This is a genomic window from Streptomyces sudanensis (assembly GCF_023614315.1).
GTDB lineage: Bacteria > Actinomycetota > Actinomycetes > Streptomycetales > Streptomycetaceae > Streptomyces > Streptomyces sudanensis.
Genome location: NZ_CP095474.1, coordinates 351,522 through 367,948 on the forward strand (window position 1 = coordinate 351,522; position 16,427 = coordinate 367,948).

Sequence of the window (16,427 nt, forward strand, 5' to 3'; positions counted from 1 at the left end):
GACGGAAGGCAAAGTGCCGGGCCCGGGGTCCGGGGACGGAAGGCGGGGTGCCGGGACCCGGGGGCGGAAGGCGGGGTGCCGGGACCGTGTGCCAGGACCGGGCGGCCCGGAGGTCCCCTGTCCGGGCCGCCCCCTACCCGGGGCGTCCGGCGAAGAAGTCCGCGACGGAGGACGCGAGCGCCTCCGGTGCCTCCTCGGCCACGTGGTGCCCCGAGTCGATGCCGTGGCCCCGCACGTCCGTCGCCCACCGCCGCCAGATCTCCACCGGGTCCCCGTACAGGTCCCCCAGGTCGTCCCGGAGCGACCACAGGACCAGTGCCGGGCACCCGATCCGCACTCCGGCGGCGCGGTCCTCCTCCTCGTGCCGGCGGTCGACGGTCAGGCCCGCCCGGTAGTCCTCCAGCATCGCCCGCACCACGTCGGGGTTCCTCATGGCCGCGCGCCACTCGTCGTGGTTCTCCCGCCCCATGCTCCGCGGGTCGCCGCGGTACCAGCCGTCCGGGTCGGCGTTGATGACCCGTTCGGGGATGTCCGGCTGGGCGAAGAAGAACCAGTGCCACCACTGCGTGGCGAACTCCGGCGTGATGCGGGACAGGTGCTCGGAGACGGGCAGGCAGTCGATCAGCGCCACGCGCGACACCGCGTCGGGGTGGTCGAGCGCGAGGCGCAGCGCGACGGCGCCCCCGCGGTCGTGCCCGGCGAGCGCGAACCGGGTGTGGCCGAGGGCGCGCATCACCTCGACCACGTCGCCGGCGACGGCCCGTTTGGAGTGCCCGGTGTGGTCCGCCGTGGGTGCCGGGCCGATGGACCGGCCGTATCCCCGGAGGTCCGGGCAGACCACGGTGAACCCGCGCCGTACGAGGAGCGGGGCGACCCGGTGCCAGGTCGCGGACGTCCGGGGGTGGCCGTGCAGCAGCACCACCGGCGGCCCCTCCCCGCCGTGGCGGACGAGGATCGACGCCCCGCCGGTCCGGACCCGCCTGGTCTCGAAGCCCTCGAACACGACCCGAACCTCCCGTCCTCGTCGGCGCGCCGCCCGCGACGCCCGCCGGCCCGGGGCGGCCCCGCGCCCTTCCGCGGGGGCCACCGGGCCGGCAGTCCGTGCGAACCGGCACCCCGGTCGGCGGATGTCGCAGCGGCACCACCCCTCCCGCCTGCCCCGAAGCCGGCCGCAGACACGGCTGCCCGGCTGGACGCGGGACGCGGGAGGCGGCAGGAGGCCGGCTTCGGGGCAGGCGGGAGGNGNGGNGTCNCGGGCGGCGGGCGCCTTGGTGGAAAAGGATGCCGGGGGCCGTAGGCGGCCGGGCGGGGTCTTCCCGGTGCCCGGAGCGGCGGCGCGCGGGGGCGCCGCTGCTTCACGGTCCGAGCGGTTTCAGGACGCCCAGGCGTTGCAGCTCCCCTATGTGCTCCGCCGCCCGTCGCGGCGCTTCGCCACCACTCACCAGCACTCCTGCCTCGATGTTGCGGTGGATCGCGGACTCGGTCAGGTTGGCGCTGCCCAGGAAGAGCGTGCGGCGGTCGGCCACGGCGAGTTTGGCGTGCTGGCGCGAACGGGGGTGGCGGACCGGGTCGCGTGCCCAGTGCCACAGGTGCAGCCCGGGCACCGAGGTGAACGCCTCGGCGGGTTCCCGGCCCGACAGCAGTCCTCCGGCCCCGGCCAACGTCTCGACGACGACGTGCGTCCTCACGCCTCGTTCCACGGCGGCGGCCAGGGCCCGTGTCAGAGCCGGGTACGGACGGGCCGCGTACGTCATGGCCAGCAGTTCCTCATGGGCGTCACCGATGACGTCGACGAGTACTTGAGCGGTCGCCCGTACCGGCACCATCGGCGTCGAGGGGCCGCTCCACACGGTGCGGACCCGCACCCTGTCCCGGGCGTTCGCCATGGCCGCGGCGTAGCCCCGCACATAGGCGGCTGCTTCGGGGAAGGGGACCGACTCGGCCTCCATCGCGTCGTACAGCGCCGTGACGGCATCACTGACCCCGGGTGTCGGAAGTTCGGCCAGCGCCCTCTCCCTCCTGTGCCTCTGTGCCAGGAGGGCGGCGAGGTCCTCGCTGCGGGACAGGCCGAGTGCCGCGACGGCGGTTTCGACCGCGGCCCCGAACCCCGTCCGGCTCACGGGCGCAGACCGGCCGGGGTCAGTACCTGCTCCCCGTCTCCCGACAGCGGGACGAGGAAGCGGCGGTCCAGGAACCGGTTGGCGCGTTCGCAGGTGGTCTCGGACACGAAGAGGCAGACGTGGCACGCGGCGCCGTGCAGGTAGTCGCCCGGGTCGTGGGGCAGGCGCTCGGAGCAGAGCGGGTCGGCTGAGCAGTGTTCCGCGTCGGACAGGGCGCGGCGGACGATCCGCTCGAAGTCACGCCCCTCGGCGAGGGAGACCAGACCTCCGAGGGTGCCTTCGGAGTCCGGAACGGCGGTGTAGATGAGGATTCCCGCTCTCGGGTTCTGTTCGTCTCCGGCGTAGACCCGTTCGGCCAGCGAGGCCGAGTTGTAACCGCATTCCAGGGCGATCGTGCGGATCAGCAGGTGCGAGAGGGTGTGCAGGGCGATGTAGCGTGCCCCGGGCCAGGCGTGGAAGGGGTCGAAGTCGCTCGTCTTGCGGTCCGATTTCCGGTTGGTGCGGAACCGCCCGTAGGCCTCCCTGTGCGCCTCCATCTGCGGCGACTTCTCCATGCGGGACGCCCAGTCGGCCATCAGGTCGTCCCGCACCCTCAGGAAGAGGCCCTCACCGCGGACCTCACTGGCCGGCACCCAGTTCTGCGCTCCCCGGGACAGGTCCACGCGGGTCGCGATCTCCGGGGATTCGGGGTCGGGGGCGTCGAGCCGGGTGAAACCGATCAGGGCGCGCACCTCACGCAGCCGCTCGACCTGGCGGACGTCCGAGAAGAACGCGTCCAGCGGGGCGGGGACGGGGACCTGCCGCAGGGCGAAGTCGTCGCTGGGCGGNGNANGGGCCCGGAGAGGGCCTCCCACTCGGGGCGGAAGAGGTCCGCCTGGACGTCGGGCGCGGAGGGGAGGGGGCCTTCCGCTCCCCGTTTGCGGGCTCCGATCGCCGCGAAGACGGCGTCGGCGTCGAACTCCTTGAGGAACCCGAACCGGGGCAGGCGCGACAGGAAGGCGAGTTCGGCCCGGTCCTCGATCTTCTCCAGTTCCGGCCAGTGGTCGTCGAGGAGTTTCTCGATGTCGCTTCCCCGGCTCCTGGGCAGCGCCAGCGCGCTGAGGGTGAGCGGGAACCACTGGTTGGAGGCGCCCGCCACCATCAGGACCGGCTCCCGGTCGCAGCCGTGGGGGGCGTAGGTGCCCAGGTGCGGGTGGCGGCCGCGGCACCGGGGGAGGTGGCGGCGCCCTCGTTCGCCCATCGCCTCGCGGATGTTGCGCTTGGTCCCGCAGGCGACGCACTCGATGGTGACGTTGGCGGCCTGGTTGCCGCCGTGGTCCTTCATGCGCAGCTTGGGGTGCGGGGTTCTGTCGCACGTCCGTCCGTGGTGGACGTAGGGGGTGTAGGGGAACTCGTCGAGGTGACCGGTCGTGCACACCAGGGTGAAGCGGGCGGCCACGGCGAGGGGTTTGCCCCGCCTGCAGTCGTGGACGAACTTCGCTTCGTGCGGCGCCCGTGGATTGGCGTTGACGAAGGCGAACTCGTCGGAGTCGGCGGCGGCCAGGACGTTGCAGGCGGTGCAGCGCAGCCACTGCGGGAACGGTGTGACGGGCACTCCGACTCCTTGTGCGGCCCAGCCCCTGGGGTCGGTGTCACCGCCCTCCAGCCAGGGGGCGGCCCGCAACTGGTCGATCCGTCCGCGCCCGTGGCGCTGGAGCGACCGGTTGACGGCGGCACGCAGCCGGGGCTCGTCGATGTCGTAGTGGGTGACACCGGAGTAGCTCCACGAGTCGATCCCCTTGACGAGGACCGAGAAGTTGGGCAGGTCGACCAGGGAGCCGACGCCTGCGGTGAACATGAGGTGGCTGGGGCGGACGGCGCCGACCCTGCGGTGGCTCCTGCTCTTCATCGTTGCGCCTTCCTGGGGGTGTCCGCGGGGGCGGGTCCGTACGCGTCGCTGTCCGCGGTGGCCGCCGGCTCGTCGTCGGTCCCGGTGCCGGCCGCCCCGAAGTCCCAGTGGGGGCCGCCGCCCGAGGGGTTCTCGGCGAAGTCTCCGCTGCCGGGCAGCAGGAGGTTGATCTCGTTCTCCGTCTCACGCATCGACATGCCGACGGTCAGTTCCGTCCATCGGGATCCGTCCGCCCGCCTGAGCAGCCCGTTCACGACGGCCGCCTTGTGCTTCTCCTTGCGGTAGCCGAGCGCCGAGCTGTTCTCGTCCCGTTTCCGCCGCCACTCGTCCTTCAGCCGGTCCAGGCGTTCGCCGAGGTACTGGCGGGGTCGCTCGCCTCCGACCCGTTCGGCTCGTTCCAGCAGTCGGCGTTCGACCTCCCGCGCCAGGGGGCCGTCGAGGTCCACGTCGTGGGCGTCCAGGTTGCGTGAGTTCTCGTAGGCCGCCTGGCGCAGGGCCGCGACGTAGGTGGCGGCGACGCCCCGGTCGAGGGCACGGCGGGTGAACGGGGTGACGGAGAGCGCTTCGACCTGGCGGTAGAAGGTGGCGTGGTAGTGCTCGAAGTCCTCGTAGTGGGCCAGGTCCCGCGGGCGCGACCAGTTGTAGAGGGTCACGACGAGGCCGGGGCGCGAGGCGTCGCGGCCGACGCGCGAGGACGCCTGGATGTACTCGGCCGTGTTCTTGGGCTGGCCGACGACGAGCATCAGGCCGAACCGCGACACGTCGACGCCCACCTGGAGCATGGACGTGGCGAGGACCACGTCGACCGCCTGCCTGGCGCTCGGTGTCATGGCGGCGCGTGGTACGCGCTTCTCCTTGAGGGCCGCCGCGTACTCGCGCAGGAAGGCGCGCCGCCGCTCCGAGGTGTCCCGCTCGGGGTCGAACCCGGTCTCCAGGCGCTTGAGCGCCGCGCCGATGTCGGCGGAGGAGATACGTGAGGTCAGTTCCTGGATGCTGAGCATGCCGGTGCGGCTGACGATGCGGTCCGACAGGGTCTCCCGGCCCTTGCGGCTGCCGTTGGAACGCACCCGGGTGGTGATGTCGTCGTCCATGTACCGCCGCATGCCGGCCAGTTCGCGGGTCGCGTTGAAGTAGCCGACGAGCGTCATGTACGGGTCCGCGGGCTTGCCGTAGTCGTCGAACAGCTGCTGCCCGGCCAGGAGCAGGGTCTCGGCGACCTGGATCTCCGCGGCCTTGAGGCGTGTTCCGTGCGCGCACACGCCCAGGTAGCGGCGGCCGGGGTTCTCGCGGCTCAGTTCGACCTGCCGGGAGAAGAACGTGTCCCCGACGTCGAGGACCTGCGGCGGGAAGACGGCGACCTTGCGTCCGAAGACACCGAGCACCTGGTCGGCGGCCCGCTTCGTGGTCGCGGTGGAGGCGACGATCTTGGGGCCGACCTCGTGGCGCCGCCCTCGGGTGTCGGTGAGGCTCCAGGTGCACAACTGGTCGACGGCCGACTCGAAGAGGCCGACGGTGGTGCCGAGGGCGCCGGAGATCAGGTGCAGCTCGTCCTGGATGATCAGGTCCGGGGGGCGCAGGCGGGTGACCGGCTGTGCCGTGACGGCGGGCAGGTCGCCCCTGGTGTTGTGCCGCCTTGCGCAGCCGGTCCTGGTGTCGAGGTCGTCGTGGCGGTAGCCGTGCCGGGGGCAGAGCTCCGTCACCCTGCCGAACAGCAGGCCGGCGTACCCGTTCCAGGGGAGCTGGGCGAACTTGTCCACGGTGGCGATGAGCAGGGCCGGGGCGAGCCGGTAGATCTCCTCGTCGACGGTGAGGACGGGGATGCCCTCGCCGGGGGACTCGCGCCGGGAGAAGGGGCACCGGTCCTCGCCCTCCCCGCGCGGGCAGTACAGCAGGATCCGGCGGCGGCCTTCGTCGTACTCCATGTGGGAGCGGGCCGTCAGCCCGCTGCCGCACCAGGGGCAGGTGAGGACCTGCAGGACACGGGCGTGCTTGTCGGTCGCGTTCTCCCGGGCCTCGGCGATCTGCTCCTTGGCCTCGTCGAACCAGTTCGGCGAGACGGAGGTCCCCACCCACAGCCCGATACGGAACGGGGTGGCGCCCCAGCGGGGGTCGCGTGCGAATTCCTCACGGCGCAGTACCTCGCAGGCGCTGACCAGCGCGGCGGCGCGCTGGAACTGCTGGGCGGTCAGGAGGCGCAGGGTGTAGCGCATCAGGACGCCGACGCCTGCCTCGCCGCTCCGGGCCTCCGTGCCCGAGCCGACCGTGCCCTGCAGGCGCCGCAGGGCGAACGTGTAGGCGGCCAGGCCGAGGTACGCCTCGGTCTTGCCACCCCCGGTCGGGAAGAAGAGCAGGTCGACGAGGGCTTCGCGGCCGGTACCGCGATGGGGGTGCCCGGGCCGGGTCAGGGAGTCGATGTTCAGCAGGACGAAGGCGAGCTGGAACGGGCGCCAGCTGGCGGCTTCCTTGCCTTGGGCGTGGACCTCGTCGTACGCCTCCCGGTAGGAGGCGTGATCGTCCTCCCGGCCGGTGCGGGCGGCGGCGATCGCGGTGTTGCGGCGCTGGAGCGCCATGGCGCGGTTGGCGAACCGGAACGCCTCCAGGGCCGCGTCGTCGGCCGCGAGCCGGTCGATGCCGAAGGTGATGCGGTCGCAGACCTCCATCGCCTGGCCGATGGCGGCGTCGGCCGACTCGCGGAGGTCGTCGGGGAGGGAGCGGGCCTTCTGCCGCTGCTGTTCGAGCCAGGAGGCGTACCCGTCGGCGAGCGGGGCCAGGGCGTCGCCGAGTTCGGTCCGGCGTGCGGGCACCGCGAGTGCCGCGAGTTCGTCCATGCCGAGTTCGAGGCCGCGCAGCAGTTCCTGCTCGTCCGTGCTCGGAGCGGTGGTGGCTCGGACGTCGTACTCGGGAAGCCATGTGGTGGTGAGACGGTGCGCGTTGCGCTCCCCGTCCCGGACGTGCGCGTGGACGGCGACGTTGCGGCCCTTGGCGTGGCTGAGGCTGTCCCGGTACAGGAGCCGGAGCCGGCGGTCCTCGGCGTCTTCCGGGGCCCTGTCCCGGTTCGCCGGGTCGAGCGGGTCGTCGACCGGGAGGAAGACCGCGGCCTGGCCGTCCGGGAAGGCGCTGACGTCGATCTCGGTCTGGAAGAGCCAGTGGGCGTCGCGCGCCTCGCGGCTGTCCTGCTGCCGGTTCACCAGGGCCAGTTCCACTATCCGCAGGTCCTCGGCGCCGTCCCGTCCCGTGTGCCGCCGCACCTGCACGTCGAGGACGACTCCCGCTCCTTCGAGTTCGACGGTCCGGTCCGCCGCGCCCGTCACGTCGACGTCCACCAGGTGCTCGACGGGTTCACGCGACCAGACCCTGCGGGTCCCGCCCCGGTCGGTGGCCTCCTCCGACTGCGTGTACCGCCCCCAGCGGACGGTGGCGCTGAGTGTGCCGACGGAGGCGGGGACCGTGAAGGACAGCCCCATGGAGGAGGCCCAGATGTGACCGGCGGCCTGCGGGGTCAGCCGGTCCTGCAGGCCCGTGTCGTCGCCCTCCTGCTCGTCGCCCGACTCCCCGTCCGTGCTCTGGGCGGCCGCGAGCGCGATCCGGTCCGCGGTGACGGTCCGCGGTCGCGGGCCGAGCATGCCCACCAGGTACCGGTCACGGGGGCCGGAGGAGGCGGTCGGCAGGCTCTCGGTCTCACCGTCCCACGGCCCCAGCAGGTCGCGGCGGACGTAGGCCACGAGTCCGTCCCGCACCTCGTAGGAGTCTCCGGCGCGGAACGTCTGGGGCACTTCCTCGAGCGGGTGCGGTACGGCGGTCTGGGCCGGCATGGGAGGGTCCTTTCGGACGGGTCCGGAGGAGCACGAGCCGGAGCGGGCCGCGCAACACCACAGAAGGATAAATTGTTGACTCAGTTCACACAATAACCCGGTGGTACTTCCCCCTCCGGAGGCGGAAGTCCCTAGGCTGGTCCCCGCCGTCACCGTCCATCCGCGACCCGAGGATGCCCATGCCCCGACTCGCTCTCTCCGACGACTTCGTCGCGGACCTCATCTCGCTGCAGAGGCCCGTCCAGAAGGAAGTGAACGACGCGATACGGATGTTCCAGAGCATGAGCGTCCCCCAGCTCCACGCCAGCAAGGGCATGCATCTGGAGAAGCTCGAACGGGCCCGCGATCCCCGGATCCGCACGATCCGGGTCACCAGGGCCTACCGGGGCGTCCTCCTGGCTCCCGACGACGGAAGCGGGCTGTTCACACTCCTGCGGGTCGCGCCGCACGACGAGGCGATCAACTGGGCCTGCAAGCGCGCCTACTCGGTCAACAGCGCCACCGGCGGCCTGGAGGTGCGCAACGTCGAGGCGCTCGAGCAGATGGAGACCTACTTCGAGACGAAGGCCGGCGCCGCCCCCACCCGTCTCTTCGAGGAGCACTCCGACACCGTCCTGCGTGACCTCGGGATCGACGACCAGGTGCTGCGGCTCGCCCGCGTGTGCGTCACCGTGGAGGACCTGACGGTCATGACGCCTCCCATGATGCCCGCGGACCAGTACGAGGTCCTGGAGTTCCTGGCCGCCGGCTACTCCCCCGAAGAAGTCTGGGAGCAGCTGATCGCGCCGCGCGGGCAGACCGTCCGCGCGGCGGAGGACCGGTCGGCCGTCACCCTCAGCGAGGCGGTCCTCAACACCTCCCACCACATCGTCGAAGTCACGGGGCCCGGTGAGCTGGAGCGCATCGTCACCGAGGACTTCACCCGGTGGCGGATCTTCCTTCACCCCGCCCAGCGCCGCTATGCGTACCACCCCGGCTTCAACGGTCCCGCCCAGGTGACCGGCGGTCCGGGGACGGGGAAGACGGTGGTCGCCCTGCACCGGGTCCGGCACCTGCTGCGCGGTGGACGTGAGGGCGACCGGATCCTGCTGGCGACCTTCACCAACGCGATGGCGGCCGCGCTTCGCGACAGTCTGGCGCTCCTGCTCGGTGACGTCGACGCCCGTCTGCTGGAACGCGTCGACGTCACGACGGTGGACGCCCTCGCCGCCAGGGTGATCCGGGAGGCGAGGGGCAGTTCCCCGAAGCCGCTGTCGGCGGCCGCCGAGAAGAGCGCCTGGACCCGTGCCGGCGCGCGCGAGGAGCTTCCCTGGTCCGAGCAGTTCCTGTCCCAGGAGTTCCGCAACGTCGTCCTGGCGCAGGGGCTGCGCACCCCCGAGGAGTACCTGCGGTGTGTGCGGCGGGGACGCGGTACACAGGTCGGGCGGGTGCAGAGGGCCCGGCTGTGGCGGGTCATGGAGCGCTTCGCGACGGATCTCGCCTCGCGCGGCGCGGCGACGTACACGCAGGTGTGCGACCAGGCGGCGCGCATCCTGGCCGGCAGTGCGCCGCGCTACCGCCATGTCGTCGTCGACGAGGCCCAGGACCTGCATCCCGCGCAGTGGCGGGTGCTGCGTGCGTGCGTGGCCCCCCAGTCCGACGACATGTTCCTCGTCGGCGACCCCCATCAGCGCATCTACGACTCCCGCGTCTCGCTGCGCTCGCTGGGCATCGACGTACGGGGGCGCACGTCGCGGCTCCGCCTCAACTACCGCAGCACCGAGGAGATCCTGCGCTGGTCCGCCTCCCTCCTCGACGGCCAGCCGGTGGGCCGGCTCGGGGAGGACGACGACGACGGCGGCCGGGACTCCCTGCGCGGCTACCGTTCCGAGCTCCACGGCCGTGTCCCGGTGGCGCGCGGGTACGGCGGTCAGGAGGAGGAGCTGCGCGCGCTGGTCGAGCAGGTCCGCACCTGGATCGAGCAGGACGGGGTCAAGCCGTCCGAGGTGGCGGTGTGCGCCCGGTTCAACACCCTGGTCGACGCGGTCGTCGCACGTCTGCGCCGCGAGCGCGTCCCGGCGGTGGCGGTCAGGGACGATCCCGGGCCGGGCGTGTCCGGTGTCCGTGTGGCCACCATGCACGCGATGAAGGGGCTGGAGTTCCGGTGCGTGGCCGTGGTCGGCGTGACGGCGAGCGTGCTGCCGTTCGCCCCGCAGGTGACACCGGCCGAGGTCGACCCCCTGCAGCACCGGTCGGACCTGCTGGCCGAGCACTGCCTGCTGTTCGTCGCGTGCACGCGGGCCCGCGACGCGCTGGCGGTCTCGTGGAGCGGTGAGCGGAGCCGCATGCTGGACCCGGTCCTCGGCTGAGACGCACGGGGCCCCGCCGCCCGGATCTCCCGTGATCCGGGCGGCGGGGCCCGTGGCCGCCGTCGCTCGTGGCGTCCTCCGGCCGCGTCCGCGTGGGGCTCAGGCCCGTACCTCCCGGACGACGACCGTGTGCGCCTTGCCCTGGGACGCGTCGTACGAGACCTTCCGGCCGGCCGGCTGCCACATCAGCGCGTGGCCCAGCGGAGACGAGGGGGAGATGATCTCGGCCTCGTCGCCGGCGAGTTCGGCGATCGTGTACAGGGCGTCGTCGACCTGCCCGTCGAACTCGACGACGAGCAGCGCGCCCGGGAAGACGAGCTCCGGCGTCTCCGGGCCGACCCGGACCGCATCGACGAACGTGCGCAGGAAGGCCAGTCGCTTCGTCCGGCGGTCGCGCTGGTCGGCCTGGGTCTTCCTGAGGAAGACGAGGTTCGCCGCGTCCATGCCGTCGGGCGTCCCGTCAGGGGCGTCGATGGCGGCCTGGAGCTCCTGCATCTCGCGGACCAGCCGGTGGAAGGCGGCGGCCGGGATCTCCTGGACGGGCAGGGAGGCGCGGGCGGTGCGGTGTGCCGCCCGCGCCGGCCGCGGCCGGGGTGCCGGGGGCGCGGCCGGCGCGGAGGCACGGGCCTGCGGCGCCGGCTGGGGAGCCGGATCCGGAACAGGTGCCTCCAGGGGTTCCCCGGTTCCCGGCGGGTCCGCCGGCCCCCCGGGGGCCGCCGCCGCACCGTCCGGTGCGGTGTCCGGTGCGATGCCCGGCGCGGTGTCCGCCACCGCGGTCCGGGGCACCGGGCCGGCGGGGTGCGCGTGTTCCCGCGGAGCCGCCGTCCGGCCGTCTCCGGCGCGGCCGGCGGCCGGCGGGGCACCGGCGGCCTCCTTCTCCGCGGGGGGCTCCGCTTCCGCCTCCGGGAGCGGTTCGATCCCGAGCCGCTCCAGTTCCGCCCACAGCGGGGCGAGGGCCTGTTCACGGTCGAGGTGGAAGCGGCTGGCGCGGATCCGCACGAAGGTCCAGTCGACCCGTTCCAGTTCCCGCTGACGGGCTGCCGCGGTGGACGCGTCCTCGCCGTCCGCGAAGGCGTCGCCGTCGCAGGCGACCGCGAGCCGGCGGGTCCCGCCCTCGACGACCAGGTCGATCGTGTGGCGGCCGACCCGGTAGCCCGGCCGCACGCGGTGACCGCGGGCCTTCAGCTCCAGGTACACCCTCTGCTGGAACAGGCTGTCGAACGCCTCGTGGCGCACGTCGGGCCGTACCTCGCCCCTGACCTCTTCGGTCTCCTCCTCGGTGGGCCGGGTCAGGTGGTCGAGCCACTTCCGGCGCAGGTCGTTCTCGTGGAACTGCTCGGGGCGGGCGCTGTGGAACACCCACAGCTGGTCCTGGGCGCGGGAGGCGGCCACGTTGAGCCGCTGCTCGTACGACTTGCCGTTGAAGCCTCCGGGCACGGTTCCGGCCGCGGTGGTGGCGGAGTTGACGCACGAGACGAACATGACGTGCCGCTCGTCGCCCTGGAAGTCCTCGGCGTCGCCGACGCGGATCCGGCGTGCCTCGCGCTGCTCGTAGTCCAGGCGTTCGGCGAGGAGGTTCTCCAGCTCCGTCAGGTGTCCCTTGCTGCCGCGGAGACTGACGACGCCCATGGTCCTGCCCTCGTACGCGGGGTCGGCGCAGCAGCGCACCACCGCCTCGACGAGTGCCTCGGCCTCGGCGGTGTTGACCAGCCGGTCGTTGCCGCCGAGGGCTTCGCCGCCCTCGACGTGCACGGTGCGCACCGGGGGCAGCCGGTCCGCACCGTACTGCCTGAGCGGCTGGAGCTGCCGGTCGTAGCAGAGCTCGTTGGAGAAGGAGATGATCTCCGGCATGCACCGGAAGTGCTCCTTGAGCATGAGCGTGCCGCGGCCCGCCGAGAGGGCCTCGGTGAGGTCGAAGAAGCTGGAGTCGGGCCCGAAGAGGCTCCGGACGTCCGGTTCGAGCGCGGTGAGCAGCCGGTCCCTCAGGTGGAAGTACTCGTCCTGCCTGAGGCCGACGTTGGACGGGCTCACCTGCTTGCTGTCCCCGACGACCACCATCCGGTCGGCGAGCCAGCTCAGCAGCATGGCCTCCAGGCCGGACTGGCTGGCCTCGTCGACGATGACGACGTCGAAGATGCCGGGCCGGTCCATGGGCACGGTCTCCGCCACCTGGTGCAGCGGCATGATCCAGGCCGGCACCGCCGTCTGCGCCTTGCGCAGCGCGGCCTGGGCGTCGCGCCGGTAGCGGTGCTGGTACTTGCCCTTGATGCGGCGGGCGGCCTGCTGGTACGCGCTGAGGGCGCGGGACTGGTCGCCGGTGAGCAGCCCGAGGCAGCGGTGCCAGGCCCGGGCCGCGGCGAGCCGGGCGAGCATGATGCGTGCCTCGTCGTCGGCTTCCGTCAGCCGGCGGCGCAGGTCGCGCTCGGCCTGCGGGGCGGTCAGCCGCTCCATGCGGTCGCGCCACGCCGACCAGGCCCACGCCTCGGCGAGCAGCGGCAGCCGGGTGTCCCACACGGTGTCCTCGGCGGAACCGGCGATGCGGTCGGCGAGGGCGGGGAACGCCTCCCGCACCCGGGTGAGCGCGTCGTCCTGTTCGGCCCGCAGCCGGGCCGCCTCGCGCACCTCGGCGATCTCGTCGCTGAACTCGCGGTAGCCCTCCGGGTCCCGGGCCCGCACCGTGCCGAGGGCGCGGGCGACGGCGGGCGAGACGCCGGGCCGGTCGCTCCAGGAGCGCAGCAGCTCCTCGGCGGCCGTGATGACCTCGCGCGACTGTTCGGCCGCCCGGAGCGTGGCCGCCGCGCGCAGCAGGTCGCGTACGGCGTTCTCCACGGCGGGCTCGTGCCAGGGGGCGGTGGACAGCGCCGGGGAGGTGGCGGCGGCGGTGAGCACGTCGGTGCGGGCGGCGGTGACGGCGAGGAGCGCTTCGAGCACGTCGGCGTCCTGCCGCAGGCGGGCCAGTCGCGGACCGTGCCCCTGCCACGCGCCCGAGGGGGTGCCCCACTCGGCCTCCACCTGGGCCAGGCGGAGTTCGAGCCGGATCCGTGCGATGACGACGGCCGCGGTCGCGGCGTCCTCGGGGGCCCGGCCGTCGACCCGCACGGTCTGCACGAACCCGCCGACGGCCTTGGCCAGCCTCGTCCGGGTGCCGAGCGCGCCCCGCAGCTTCTGTCCCTGCAGGAGCCCGTCGTGCAGCCTGGTCGCCTGGGCGAGCGCATCGGCCGGGTCGTGCTGTTCCAGGCCGCTGACCATCGCGGTGCCCAGCGTGGCGAGGGCCGCGTCGACCGCGGTCAGGGCTTCGGTGACGGCGGTGTGGCGGCTGCGTGCCTGCCAGTCCTGCCCCGCGGTCGCCTCCCGCAGCAGGGCCGCGGCCCAGTCCCCGGCCGAGGCGGCGAGCGAGGCGGCCCGGGACCGGGCGGCGGAGAAGGCGTCGAGCGCGAGGGCGAGCCGCTGCCGCCCGGTGTCCCCGAGGCCGTGCACGGCTGCGTCGTACTGCCTGCTCAGCGGGTCCTCTCGTACCACCGTGTGCGCGTCCTCCGCGGCGCGCACCACGGCCACGGCTTCTTCGAACTCCGCGGGGCCCGGCAGTTCGGAGGGGCCGGGGACATCGGCCGCGAGGGCTCGGTGGTGCGGGGTGAAGGCCCGCGTGGCGTGCAGGAGGCGCAACGCGTCGTCGGCGCTCAGGGCCGGCTGCTCCCGGGGGACCGGGCCCAGCCAGTCGTAGCGCTCCGACTCGGCGGTGAGGCGTTCGGCGATCTCCTGGAGAGTGCCGTGGTAGTCGCCGATCTCCGCCTCGAACCGGTGGGTCTCCTGCTCCCGCAGCACCGCGAGATCGCGCAGCATGGCCTGCTGGGAGGAGCGGGCCGCGGCGAGCCTCGCCTGGAGGGTGCCGATCTCCTTCTGCGAGGCCTTCGGGTCGTAGCCGGCGTACTCCCTGAGGATCCTCTGGACGGACGCTTCGAGCTCCCGCTGGGCGGCCGCGCCGTCCTCGGTCCGGCTCACGCACAGGTCGCGTACGGACTCCGGCAGCTTGTCCCGCAGCACGCGCAGTGCGCGCGGGGTGTGGCTGGTGATGAGGACGCGCTTGCCCTGGGCGAGGAGGTCGGTCACCAGGTTGGCGATCGTGTGCGTCTTCCCGGTTCCGGGCGGTCCCTGGACGACGACGAGCCGGTTGGCGCGCAGGCGTTCGGCGATGGTGCGCTGCTCCTCGTTGGCCGGCAGCGCGAAGTACATCTCGGCGTCGCCGGCCTGCGTCCCGTCGTCCTCCGCCGCCGCGAGGTCGGCGGCGGTCAGGGTCCCGCCGCGGCCGGCTATGCGGCCGAGCAGTTCGGTGGGGGGCGTGCCCGCGTCGATCCGGCGGGCGATGGCCTTGAGCGCGTCCAGCGTCGAACGGCGGTTGCGTTCCCGCAGGACCAGCGCGGGAGTGAGTCCCACGTGGGGCACCTCCAGCGTCCGCGGCCGGAGGCGCTCCACGCCCGGTGAGTAGCCGCCGGCGCTGTGCGCCGCGTTGGTCCAGCTCCGCAGGGCGGTGTGCACGGCCTCCAGGTGCGCGGGGTCGGTCACGTCGGAGGCGCCGTCCAGCACGTCGATGATCCGCTCACGCACGGGGCCGGGTACGTGCTGGGCCCCCTCGAGCATGCCCTCCTCCAGTTCCGGCCCCATGGCCGTCGGGTCGGGGGCGGCGGTGAGGGTGCCGGTGGCCGGGTCGAGCTGGATGACGGCCCGGCGGGTGACCAGGTGGCGCTCGACGCGCTGGCCGCCGGCGGTCTGCCAGGTGAGGCGCCCGAGTCCCAGCACGAGCTCGTAGGCCTCACCGAGGTTGGCGGCGTCCTCGTGCATCTTGTGCATGCGGTCGTAGAGCCTGACGACGGGGTCGATGGCGCGGCGCCGCTCGGCCCACGCCAGCCACTCCTGCTCCCAGGCCGCGTACCGCTTCTCGATCCTCTCCCGCTCGGGGTGCCGGTCGAGTTCGTGGTACGTCTTCTCCAGGGGGATCCCCCGGGACCAGTCGGGGAACTCCGGTTCGATCCGGCGGCGCAGGTGCGGGGCGCGGTTCTGCTTGAAGTCGCGGATGCGGGTCTCGTCGACCCAGGGCGCGAGCAGGGGCGGGAGGTGGGGGGCGTCCTGGCGTTCGGGGCGGGCGACGGTCACCCAGGCCGGTTCCTCGGTCGCGAGGGCGCCGTCGAGCATCACGGAGACCTCGGGCGCGTGGGGCAGTTCCTCGAACCACACGACGCCCGCGGCACCGTCGAGGGTGCGCACGGGGCGGGTCCTGGACTCCTCCGCCTCGGCGAGGAACCGGAAGATCTGGCGGACGCGGAGGGCGTCGGGATCGCCGGGGGCGGTCTCCTGCGGCCGGGCGGGTCCGGCCNGCGCGCCCGCCGCGTCGGGGGCGCCCCGGCGGGGTCGGGGCCGGCGGGCCGCGGGGACGCGGGCCGGGCCGGTGCGGGGATCGTGCCCGGGCCGGGCCGGCCGCCGCCGTCCACCGGTTCCGGTTCGGGGTCCGTGAAGAGGGACGGCTGCCGCTCCCCGAACAGCGGCGCCTGGTCCGGAAGCGATCCCACCCGGAGGCGCCCGGCGCGCGGAAGGCCGCCGGGGGCCGTGGAGGCCGGCGCGCCCGCGGTGGTGAAGGTGACGCCCCGCCGGCCGTGGCGGCCGGGGAACCTCACCTCGATGTCCAGGTCCGCGGCGGTGCCCGCGGGAACGCAGTAGGCCCAGGTGGCGGACGTCCGGCGCCCCTCGCGCAGGGTGCCTTGGAGTTCCCCGTCGAGCACGGAGGACTCGCGGTCCACCACCCGGCGCCCGGTCTTGCCGTACGGTCCGCCGCGCACCAGCAGGGCGATCCCGTCGACGTCGACGGGCCGGGCGGTGTCGTTGTCCAGGTGGAGCGTGCACCGGATGAGGTCGTCGCCCTGCCGGTACCCCTCCGAGCCCTCCGGGTCGACGAGCTCGTAGGGCACGACGTCATCGACGCGGACGTGCAGTCCGTCGTCGTACCGGTAGCCGGAACCGACCGGCCGCACGCCTCCGCCGAAGCCGCTCTCGCCCTGGCTCACACGCCACCCCACTGCTGTTCAGGGCCACCTGGTGGCCATTCGGTGTCATTCCGCCCCGGCCACCCCGAGTGCGCACATAACGCACCCCTCGACGCCACGACTTGAGTGTGAACTCAGCACACAGGGCGAGAATATCAGCCGGGCCGCATCCCCATTCCGCGGGGCGGCGATCCGGCCGCGGGGCACCGCGCCCCGAAGCCGCCCCG

At 73.5% G+C, this 16,427-nt stretch carries 6 protein-coding genes and 1 pseudogene; 1 reads left to right on the top strand and 6 read right to left on the bottom strand.

Annotation, left to right across the window (positions count from 1 at the left end; all coding sequences use genetic code 11):
- Positions 1 to 133: 133 nt before the first annotated feature.
- The 5 genes and pseudogenes from MW084_RS01550 to drmA form a co-directional block, all read right to left on the bottom strand.
- Positions 134 to 1,003, bottom strand: a complete 870-nt coding sequence (locus tag MW084_RS01550) for an alpha/beta fold hydrolase (RefSeq protein WP_010469305.1) — start codon at positions 1,001 to 1,003, stop codon at positions 134 to 136.
- 352 nt (positions 1,004 to 1,355) lie between these two features.
- Positions 1,356 to 2,120 (bottom strand): DISARM system phospholipase D-like protein DrmC, encoded by a 765-nt coding sequence (gene drmC / locus MW084_RS01555; protein WP_010469302.1) that lies wholly within the window; start codon positions 2,118 to 2,120, stop codon positions 1,356 to 1,358.
- The coding region (gene drmB, locus MW084_RS01560) for a DUF1998 domain-containing protein (protein WP_275563434.1) at positions 2,117 to 2,947 on the bottom strand (831 nt) is incomplete at its 5' end. The genes drmC and drmB (MW084_RS01560), both read right to left, overlap by 4 nt.
- A gap of 5 nt (positions 2,948 to 2,952) precedes the next feature.
- Positions 2,953 to 4,008, bottom strand: a pseudogene (drmB, locus tag MW084_RS01565) (DrmB family protein); the annotation flags it as partial.
- Positions 4,005 to 7,820 carry a DISARM system helicase DrmA gene (gene drmA / locus MW084_RS01570; protein WP_010469298.1) on the bottom strand — a complete coding sequence of 1,272 codons (3,816 nt, stop codon included), beginning with the start codon at positions 7,818 to 7,820 and terminating at the stop codon, positions 4,005 to 4,007. The pseudogene drmB (MW084_RS01565) and the gene drmA, both read right to left, overlap by 4 nt.
- Positions 7,821 to 7,999: 179 nt before the next feature.
- Here drmA and MW084_RS01575 point away from each other — a divergent pair, with 179 nt between their 5' ends.
- On the top strand, positions 8,000 to 10,168 hold the full coding sequence (locus tag MW084_RS01575; protein WP_010469296.1) for a UvrD-helicase domain-containing protein: 2,169 nt from the start codon (positions 8,000 to 8,002) through the stop codon (positions 10,166 to 10,168).
- Between the two features lie 99 nt (positions 10,169 to 10,267).
- Here MW084_RS01575 and MW084_RS01580 read toward each other — a convergent pair whose 3' ends face one another.
- The gene (locus MW084_RS01580) at positions 10,268 to 15,355 is read right to left on the bottom strand and encodes an AAA domain-containing protein (protein WP_338057710.1); all 5,088 of its coding nucleotides are present in this window, start codon (positions 15,353 to 15,355) and stop codon (positions 10,268 to 10,270) included.
- Between the last annotated feature and the right edge of the window lie 1,072 nt (positions 15,356 to 16,427).

What these genes read in the sequence shown, in the direction of transcription:
- MW084_RS01575 (WP_010469296.1), top strand. Translation starts at nt 8,000, where the DNA reads ATGCCCCGACTCGCTCTCTCCGACGACTTCGTCGCGGACCTCATCTCG.
- MW084_RS01580 (WP_338057710.1), bottom strand. Translation starts at nt 15,355, where the DNA reads ATGCTCGACGGCGCCCTCGCGACCGAGGAACCGGCCTGGGTGACCGTC.
- drmA (WP_010469298.1), bottom strand. Translation starts at nt 7,820, where the DNA reads ATGCCGGCCCAGACCGCCGTACCGCACCCGCTCGAGGAAGTGCCCCAG.